The 2,851-nt window shown below is 61.5% G+C and carries 3 protein-coding genes and 1 pseudogene; all 4 read left to right on the top strand.

Annotated features, from left to right (window positions below):
* On the top strand, positions 1–220 hold a 220-nt coding region (locus H0V34_15030; protein ID MBA2492934.1), incomplete at its 5' end, for a porin.
* A 33-nt stretch (positions 221–253) separates the two neighbouring features.
* Positions 254–1,296 (top strand): annotated as a pseudogene (locus tag H0V34_15025) (sulfate ABC transporter substrate-binding protein).
* A gap of 33 nt (positions 1,297–1,329) precedes the next feature.
* Positions 1,330–1,542 (top strand): TOBE domain-containing protein, encoded by a 213-nt coding sequence (locus H0V34_15020; protein MBA2492933.1) that lies wholly within the window; start codon positions 1,330–1,332, stop codon positions 1,540–1,542.
* Positions 1,543–1,573: 31 nt separating this feature from the next.
* Positions 1,574–2,704, top strand: coding sequence for an FAD/NAD(P)-binding protein (locus H0V34_15015; GenBank protein ID MBA2492932.1), 1,131 nt, complete (start codon positions 1,574–1,576; stop codon positions 2,702–2,704).
* Positions 2,705–2,851 lie beyond the last annotated feature (147 nt).

Raw genomic sequence — 2,851 nt, 5'->3', positions numbered from 1 at the left:
CGGATGGCTTGACCTGGACGACGATGCCTTCCCGCTCTATGCCGATCCGACCGACTCGATCTCCGAGGCCGATACCTGGGGCTTAGGTCTGAACTGGTATCTCACGAAGAACCTGAAAGCCGCGGTTGCCTACTTTCAAACGGACTTCGACTCTTTCGGCGGCGCGGCTGGCTTCCCCAAGGAGAAGGTCGCCCTGTCGCGTCTGCAGGTGAGTTTTTAATTCCACGTTACGTAAACCAAGAGTATTCACACCATGACACTTAATATTCGGCACTTAATCGTGGCGGCGACGGCAATCGCCATCATCGGCGCGGCACCGCTCGCCGCGGCCGAGGAGTACGAGCTGCTGAACGTTTCGTACGATCCCACCCGCGAACTCTATGACGAGTTTAACGCCGCCTTCGCCAAGTACTACCAGGAGAAGACCGGCGACACGGTGAGCATCAATCAGTCGCACGGCGGCTCGGGCAGCCAGGCGCGTTCGGTGATCGATGGCTGGAGGCCGACGTCGTGACCCTGGCGCTGGCCGGAGACATCGACGCCTTGTACACAGAAGCCGAGCTCATCCCGGAGGATTGGCAGACTCGCCTGCCCAACAGCAGCGCGCCCTACACATCGACGATCGTGCTCCTGGTGCGCGCCGGCAATCCCAAGGGCATCAAGGACTGGGACGACATCGTCAAGCCCAACGTCAGTATCATCACGCCAAATCCAAAGACCTCGGGCGGCGCGCGCTGGAACTATCTTGCGGCATGGGCCTGGGCGGAAAAGGAATACGGCTCGGAAGCAAAGGCGCAAGAGTTTGTAACCAAGCTCTTCCAGAACGTTCCAGTACTGGACTCCGGCGCGCGCGGCAGCACGACGACTTTCGTACAGCGTGGCATCGGCGACGTGTTCCTGTCCTGGGAGAACGAAGCGTTTCTCGCCATCGAGGAGCTGGGGCCGGGTCAGTTCGAGATCGTCTATCCCTCGCAGTCCATCCTCGCCGAACCGCCTGTGTCGGTGGTTGACGATGTAGTGGACGCTCGCGGCACGCGCGAGGTGGCCACCGCCTATCTCAAGTATCTGTATACCAACGAAGGTCAGGAAATCGCTGGCAAGCACTATTACCGTCCGCGTAATAAGCAAGTCGCCGCCCAGTACAAGGATCAGTTCAAGGAGATCCCGCTGGTCACCATCGACGACTTTGGCGGCTGGGACGAAGCACAGACCAAACACTTCGACGACGGGGCATCTTCAGCGAAGGCCGTTGATCGTCTGTCATCGATCCGAATCGCTCATTTAAGGGTGCGCTGACACGCACCCGCTTAGTCACAAGAGGAGTCAGTCATGACTATTACCGTAAACACACGTAACCAGTTTCGCGGCACCGTGGTGCGCATTAACGACGTCCCGGTGGTGTCGGAGGTCGAGGTGGAAACACCTATCGGTATCATCACCGCGGTGGTCACCTCCAGCTCGATCCGCGGCGTAGATTTGCAGATCGGCGACGAAGCGGTGGCCTTGTTCAAGGCCACCGAGGTGCTGATCGGCAAGTTGTAGCGCGCGTATCCATAAATCAGGGAGCGAACTCATGAGTAGTGAAGCGTCGTTGCATTTGCCCCAGCGGGGCGGCCGCGCCGCGCGCGCGCCACATTACGACGTAGTGATTATCGGTGGCGGCTATGCCGGCGTTGTCGCCGCGATCCACCTGCTGCGGCGGGCATCGCCGCCGCGGCTGGCGATCATCGAACCAAGCGTACGGCTGGGCCGCGGTGTGGCGTACGCCACGCGTCTGAGCTGCCACCTGCTAAACACGCGAGCGAAACACATGAGCCTGCGTAACGATGACGACGATCATTACACACGCTGGGCACAGGCCCGCGCGCAAGCCCGCTCTGAAAACAAGGACACCGCGCCCCGCGTGGACGAAAACAGTTTCACCCCACGTGGCTGGTTCGGCGACTACGTAGGCCAAGAGCTGAACGTCGCCGTCAACCAAGCGGGCGCCACGTTCACCCATCTTCGGTACTCGGCGATGTATTGCGAGCAAGTTGAGCGCGGCCTGTGGAGCATCGGGCTATCCGATGGCCGCTGCCTCTTCGCCCCGCTGGTAATACTGGCGGTGGGGAACACGCCGCGTCGCACGGGCGGCTTCCCCGGCTTGCGCTCTCCGGACGCGCGCGTCGTGCACGCCTGGGATTTACAGAGCCGGCCGCCGCGTCCAGACGCCGATGTGCTGATCGTTGGCACGGGTCTTTCGATGGTAGATGCGTTGTTAACCCTTGAACGTCACGATCATCGCGGACATATCCACGCCGTGTCCCGTCATGGCCTCATTCCCCAGGCGCACAGCGACAATCACGGGTGCTGCGAGCCGTTGACCAGCGTTGGCCTACGCGCGTTGGTGCGCGAATTACGCGGCAGCGTGGAGGAAGACCGGCGGGCGGGCCGGCCGTGGCAATGGCGCATGGACGCGGCGCGCCATCAGGCTCAGGCGCTTTGGCGCGGACTAACCATACTTGAGCGCCAGCGTTTTCTGCGCCATGCGCGTTCGTACTGGGATGCGCATCGCCATCGCATCGCACCCGAAGTCGCGCTACAATTGCATGCTCTTAAAAATACCGGACGCCTGACGATCAACAAGGGCGGAATCGGAGAAATCCGCGCTACCTCCGCACCGCGCTACCTCCGCAGCGCTGGAGGTGACGCTGCGGGAAGTTAACGGGGAACACTCTATACAAGCCGTGCAATGCGTGATCAGCAGTCTGGGATTCGAACTCGATCCGCGCCGCGGCGATTCTCCGTTGTTGCATAACCTGCTGCGCACCGGCGTCGCGCGGCCTGGGATGGCCGGACTCGGCCTTCGTAC

This window comes from Gammaproteobacteria bacterium, assembly GCA_013696315.1.
In the GTDB taxonomy this organism is placed as follows: Bacteria; Pseudomonadota; Gammaproteobacteria; order JACCYU01; family JACCYU01; genus JACCYU01.
Note: the sequence above shows the minus strand (reverse complement) of the source record. Positions and strands in the feature narration are given on the sequence as shown.

Bases quoted from the DNA above. Each gene is read 5' to 3' on its own strand.
- H0V34_15020 (MBA2492933.1), top strand. From the start codon at position 1,330: ATGACTATTACCGTAAACACACGTAACCAGTTTCGCGGCACCGTGGTG.
- H0V34_15015 (MBA2492932.1), top strand. From the start codon at position 1,574: ATGAGTAGTGAAGCGTCGTTGCATTTGCCCCAGCGGGGCGGCCGCGCC.